The organism is Colwellia sp. 6M3, from assembly GCF_014077595.1.
Taxonomy (GTDB): Bacteria; Pseudomonadota; Gammaproteobacteria; order Enterobacterales; family Alteromonadaceae; genus Cognaticolwellia.
In genome coordinates this window covers 1-6,359 of the sequence record NZ_JACGWF010000143.1, presented here as the reverse complement: position 1 = coordinate 6,359, position 6,359 = coordinate 1, and the positions used below count along the sequence as shown (strand labels likewise).

Annotated in this window: 5 protein-coding genes; 2 read left to right on the top strand and 3 right to left on the bottom strand. The window is 37.9% G+C overall.

Translation table 11 applies throughout. The annotated features are described in order from the left end of the window. A partial coding sequence (locus H4J50_RS18225) for a ribonucleotide-diphosphate reductase subunit beta (protein WP_182257595.1) occupies positions 1–595 on the top strand: 595 nt, incomplete at its 5' end. A gap of 5 nt (positions 596–600) precedes the next feature. After that, positions 601–855: a class I ribonucleotide reductase maintenance protein YfaE gene (gene yfaE, locus H4J50_RS18220; RefSeq protein ID WP_108456213.1), complete on the top strand. Its 255-nt coding sequence runs from the start codon at positions 601–603 to the stop codon at positions 853–855. Positions 856–987: 132 nt separating this feature from the next. Here yfaE and deoA read toward each other — a convergent pair whose 3' ends face one another. From deoA to H4J50_RS18205, 3 genes are all read right to left on the bottom strand, one after another. Continuing rightward, positions 988–2,304, bottom strand: coding sequence for a thymidine phosphorylase (deoA, locus tag H4J50_RS18215; RefSeq protein WP_108456214.1), 1,317 nt, complete (start codon positions 2,302–2,304; stop codon positions 988–990). 12 nt (positions 2,305–2,316) lie between these two features. Further along, entirely contained in the window at positions 2,317–2,736 is a 420-nt protein-coding gene (locus H4J50_RS18210; RefSeq protein ID WP_239058954.1) for a cytidine deaminase, read from the bottom strand. Positions 2,737–2,919: 183 nt separating this feature from the next. Then, positions 2,920–6,081 (bottom strand): TonB-dependent receptor, encoded by a 3,162-nt coding sequence (locus H4J50_RS18205; protein WP_108456215.1) that lies wholly within the window; start codon positions 6,079–6,081, stop codon positions 2,920–2,922. Positions 6,082–6,359 lie beyond the last annotated feature (278 nt).

Below are 6,359 nucleotides of genomic sequence, written 5' to 3'. Positions count from 1 at the left end.
CGGTAACACTATAGAAGTCAGTGAACGTAAATTGAAAGAGCGTCTTTTCTTAGCAATATGCTCAGTTAATGCTTTAGAAGCTATTCGTTTTTATGTCAGTTTTGCCTGTTCATTCGCCTTTGCTGAACGCGAATTACTAGAAGGTAATGCCAAAATAATTAAGCTTATCGCTCGAGACGAAGCGCTTCATTTAACCGGCACACAACACATGCTTAATAACTGGATGTCAGGTCGTGACGATCCAGAAATGCAAGAAATTGCCACTACATTGCGTGAAGAAGGTAAACAAATCTTCATGGACGTAGTAGAACAAGAAAAAGAATGGGCTGATTATCTATTTAAAGATGGTTCAATGATCGGCCTAAACGCGGCCATTTTAAAACAATACATTGAATACATCAGTAATCAACGTTTAAGTGCTATCGGTTTTGATGCACCATTTGATATTAAAAGTAATCCCCTACCTTGGATGAACTCTTATTTAGTGAGTGATAACGTGCAAGTTGCACCACAAGAAACCGAGATTTCTAGCTATTTAGTTGGACAAGTTGACTCGTCAGTATCAAGTGACGACTTTGACGACTTCGATTTATAGTATTTATGGCTTTTAGTATTACCGTCGAGGAACACAAGCTAGCGTTCCTCGATGAAGATAAAAACATACTGAACACCCTAGAAAGAGAAAATATCGAATCACATTTTCATTGTCGTGATGGATTTTGCGGTGCTTGCCGATGTACATTAAAAAAAGGGACCGTTGAATATCACGAGTACCCTTTAGCTTATATCGGTGAAAATGAAATTCTCACTTGCTGTGCTTACCCTACGACTGACATTGAAATCATAATAGATTAAAACGCTAATCTTTCTCGACACAGTCTTAGTCATCCCATTGATGCTTTCTTAAAAATGAAAAAACAGCGAATTAACGCTGTTTTTATTCCACTGCTATTGCCTGTGAAGGTATTTTGTTAAAGCGGTAAAAGCCTAACCAGTAATAGTTTGATAAATCACAGGCGCTTGTTCTGCTGCTTTCTCACCTATGTCTAACGCCGCTAAGTACTGTTGACTTGCTTGAAGCGCTGAATCTTCATCTCTAGCATGTACACGCGCTACAACATCGCCTCGGTTAACTAAAGTACCAATAGGTAAAACTCGGTCGAAACCAACCGTGTGATCTATTTGTTGGCCATTCGCTGTACGTCCGCCTTTTAAGCCTACAACAGCTAAACCGATATCACGGGTTTGCATACCATTAATATAACCATGATCTAACGCTATAACGTCTTGTATGCAGTTTGCACGTTCCATTGAACGCCATGGATCTTCCATAAAGTCACTTGGACCACCTAGGGCATGAATCATTTTGTTAAATATTTCAGCAGCAGCACCAGAAGACAAGGCATGATTGATCTTTGTTAGCGCTTGATCTTCATTTTCAGCAACTTTTGCACTGACTAACATGGCTTTAGCTAATGAAACAACTACCGCATGTAAACGCGGTTCACGCAGTGAGCCGTTTAAGTATTTAACTGTTTCAGCCATCTCTAGGGCATTACCTGCGGTAGCGCCTAACACTTGATTCATATCAGTGATAATAGCTTGTGTTGGCACACCGGCCCCATTCGCTACGTTTACAATACTTTGTGCTAAAGCTTTGGCATCATCGATATTAGACATCATAGCGCCATTACCGACCTTTACATCCATCACTAAGCTATCAAGCCCTGCTGCTAGCTTTTTCGACAATATAGAAGCGGTGATTAATGGAATAGACTCCACAGTAGCAGTAATATCTCGAATACCATATAAACGCTTATCGGCTGGTGCTAAGTTGTCAGTTTGCGAGATAATCGCCATACCTAAATCTTTAACAATACCTTTAAATTCAGCAATACTTGGTTGAACATTAAAGCCTGCAATACTTTCTAATTTATCTGCTGTTCCACCCGTATGGCCCAAACCTCGACCGGCGATCATAGGAACATAAGCACCACAAGCTGCAACAATGGCCGCTAACATAAAGCTAACTTTATCACCAACACCACCGGTTGAGTGTTTATCAACGACTGGGCCTTCTAATTCCGGCCAAGACAATACGTCACCCGAATTTTTCATTGCCATGGTAAAATCAATTATTTCACGGGTTTCCATACCTTGTTGAAAAATCGCCATCGCCATTGAACCAGCTTGAGCATCATTAAAATCTTTGGTTACTAAGCCATCAACAAAGCTTTGAATTTGTGCTTTAGTAAGCGAGTCACCATTTCGTTTGGTGCGAATTATTTCTTGTGGTAATAACATCAACTAAAATCCTTATTTTTCCAGTAAATCTTTGGGCGTAAAAGCATCTGGTAATAGTTCGTTAACTGTCCATTGCTTTTTATCATTATTATGGTTAACAGCAACCACCAGTGCATTCGGCGCTAAAAACTCAACAATAACTTGTCGGCAAGCACCACATGGCGGCGTTAATTTTTCTTGGTTAGTATAAATAACTATCGCTGAAAACGATGTTTCACCTGCAATAACACCTTGTGCTAAACAATTACGCTCTGCACAAACGGTTAATCCATATGAGGCATTTTCAACATTACAGCCTTTAACTACGTTACCATTAACGGTTAACGCAGCAGCACCAACATGAAAGTTACTGTATGGCGCATAAGCATTGTTAAAGCCTTCTTTCGCAGCATTAACAAGCGTTATAAATTTATTTTCTTCAATGTTCATCATTATAAAAACCTTTATCTGACCATGTGGTCAAGTTATTATCTATCCTAGTGAATCACTCAAAGAAAAGCAACTTATATAATCAAGAATTCAACACTGCAAGGTGCTAATTCAAACTTTATATTTTCACAAAAAAAAAGCCAACATCACTGTTGGCTTTTTAAATTAAGGATTATCTACTGGGTATTAGAAAGTGTATTTAACACCAATCTTCATACTCCAAGTTGATTCTCTATCTTTAAATTGAGCAGGTGATTCGCCTTCACTAATATTTGCAGAATCATACACATATTGACCATCATCATTGATACTATAATCTAGTATCTCTGTTGCTGATTGACCAAATGGTAATTGATAAACACGTGCTGCACCTTCATCAAAAATTGCTAAAGCATTTTTAATGTCGACATAGAACAAGCCTTTATGACCTTCCATGAAACCTGGAATTTCTTGTTCAAAGCGAAGATCCATAGTCGTTGTCCAAGGCGCTGTATAAGCATTCTTACCAAGGTAACCACCATCAGAACTGATTCCAGCTAATGCTAATTCAGCCATAATTTCGTCATAACTTAAACCATTATCGAAATCAACCGCGCTATCGCTAGCACTTGTTGGAATGTATGGTAAGTTTGCCGTTGTAAGATCTAACTCTCCAGATAAACCATCATCGTTGTTATAACCTAACAAGTAACTAAATGGACGACCTGACTTACGCTCCCAAAACATATGCATGCCAGTGTTATAACCTTCAAACAATTCAGCGTTATATGAAAGGTTAAACGTTAAACGATGCTTAACTTGGTAAGCTGATGTACCAATAGTAGGATTCTCAGGATCAACAACCGGGTTAAAGTTATATGCTGTATTTGACGAAGTACCAGTAGCATCTACACGATTACGAATAGTTGAATGAGTATATGAGAAGTTAGCTTTAAAACCGTTTTTCCAGTTTTTCGCAACTGACAATGTTTCAATCATAGTATGACCACCAGACGTATTAGTTAATAATACATCACGGGCTTCTCTATCCGGATTAGCAAAAGTATAAATTGGGCGACCTTCAACAGTTAAACCACCATTACCTTTTGAAGTATCTAAAGTGCGAGAAAGATCAGACCAAGCCATATCTTTCTGGATATCTTTATAAAGTATTTCACCACTTATACGCCAATCATCACCTAAACCAATATTGCTAAGGTCAGCAACATAATCTGCAGCTAAGCTGTACTGCCATGTTGTAGGGATTTCAAAGTTTGGATCAATAGCATCAATATTCGAGTTTGGTCCACCTAACTCAGATTGAGATATTGCGTCTTGCGCAGTTTGTGGAATGCCACTTGGATCAGCATCTTGTAAAAATGCTGCGCTACCGCTGCGATATAAGGCGATTCTTGAACCGTCGTTGGTGAACGCATTTGAAATAAATACGTTAGGACGTCCGCCACTAAATAGACCAACACCACCTCGGATAGTTAAATCATCAGTTGCTGTCCAGTTAAAACCAACACGTGGTAATAATACGTCTAAGCCGTCAAGGTTTTCATTGTTGGCATAAGAATAACGGTCAAAAAAGCTTTGGTTAAAGTTTGGAGCATCATCATTAACCGTTAACTCGTAACGTAAACCATAAGTTAGATTTAACGAGTCATTTACATCCCAGCTATCTTCAAGATATAAAGCATGATTGCCAAGAGAAAACTCTGCGGCTGCATCATCACGATTTAAGCTTGGGTTATTTTGATATTCAAAAAATCCTGCGTTGCCAGCTTCAAAGTCATCAATGCTATCGAAATACCAAGAACCTAAATAATGCTGCATGAAGATGTTATAAACATCTACTTTCTCGTATTCCCAACCGAATGAAATAGCATGGTCTTCGTACAAGTATTCACCGCTAACACGGAATTGAAAAGTCTCATTGGTTAGTTGGTTTGCATGACGACTGTCATCAGCGCCCAACATAATTTCACCACCATTAACCGTATCAATTTTAACTTCACCAAACTCATAACCACCTAGTGAAATTTGACCGTTAATAGATTCTTTTTTAGAAACTTTAACTTCTGTTGAAAAATCTTCTGTCCAATATGAGAACAACTGAGCAACATAAGTATCAAACTCATTTGAACGGTTATACCAATGTGAAGATAGGTATAAATCATCTGATCTACCACCACCTTGGTTACCGGCACTGTTACTAGAGCCATGTGAATAAGTAAAAGTAGCACGATGGTCTTCGCTGATATTCCAGTCTAGTTTCAATGAATATTTTTCATCTTCTAATGGAATAGAGTCGTCCCAACTACCAGCATCATAACCATATTTGTCTTTAGCAATGTTGATTACACGATCAACTTCCGCTTGAGACACTTGGGTAACTTTATTAGCAACATTAGAATCTGATGGGCCTTTATCAACAGAACTTGGCGATTCAAAGGTTTCGTAAGATGCGAAGAAAAATAGTTTATCTTTAATGATAGGACCGCCAAATGTAGCACCCCAAGTTTCTTCATCAAAGCTTAAATCAATTTTGTCACCATCATCCGTTTCAGGTGTACCAGCCCAAGCATCTTTAGCTTGTTCGATAAACATTGAACCGTGAAAATCATTTGTACCTGATTTAGTAACAACGCTCACTTTACCACCAGAGAAACCGCCTTCTTTAGCGGTAAATGGTGCAATTGCCACACTAATTTGATCAATTGAATCAAAAGAAATTGGCGAACGCTCTGTAGGGTAACCGTTACCAGCTAAACCAAAATCATCATTCAGGTTTACACCATCAACAGCTAAACTGTTATATCTTGGGTTACTACCGGCTAGAGATAGGGTGTTGCCGTCGTTACTAACTACAGCCATTGGGTTTTGACGAACAATGTCTTTCAAGTCACGGTTAAAAGCAGCTGACTTAGTAAGATCATCACCACTAAATACACTAGAAGAACCTTTTGATGGGTCAAAAAATCCTGAAGAACCTGTAACAGAAATACGTTCGATATTAACATCATCTAAAACTTCATTAAGACGGAATACATCTCCCAATGTAATATAAATACCTTCTAATGTTTTATCTGCATATACATCAGAATCAATAGTTACCGTGTATGGACCACCAACACGTAAACCTTGAGCTGAGAAATTACCCGTATCATTAACTTTTAATGTTTTACGAGTGCCTGAAGGCTCATGAACGATGGTAATCGTTGCATCAGTAACTACATTGCCGCTTGCAGTTAAGATGTTGCCACGAATTGACGATGACGTATCATCAGCCATGGCTGATGTTGACAATCCTAACGCAAGTACAACTGCGCCAGTAATGCGAGAGAGACGATGAGTTTTCATCATATTATTCCTTGGTATAAGTTAGATTTTTGTTTTGTATTATGTTTTATTTAAATTTTACTTAGCTAATTATTAATCTATTTATTATTTTAAAAGCTTTATTCAGGAGAAATTAAAACAGAGTTTTCTTACATTTTCATTACAAACTTTTACATCTATATATTTAAAAATTTACATTTGCTAATTAAATAATACATAAAAACACAACGTCAACAATTAAACCCTACAATAACAACAGTTTAGGCTGATATTTTAAACAGGACAAAAAAACACTTATAACT

Coding starts and splice junctions, on each gene's coding strand:
- yfaE (WP_108456213.1), top strand. CDS start 601: ATGGCTTTTAGTATTACCGTCGAGGAACACAAGCTAGCGTTCCTCGAT.
- deoA (WP_108456214.1), bottom strand. CDS start 2,304: ATGTTATTACCACAAGAAATAATTCGCACCAAACGAAATGGTGACTCG.
- H4J50_RS18210 (WP_239058954.1), bottom strand. CDS start 2,736: ATGATGAACATTGAAGAAAATAAATTTATAACGCTTGTTAATGCTGCG.
- H4J50_RS18205 (WP_108456215.1), bottom strand. CDS start 6,081: ATGATGAAAACTCATCGTCTCTCTCGCATTACTGGCGCAGTTGTACTT.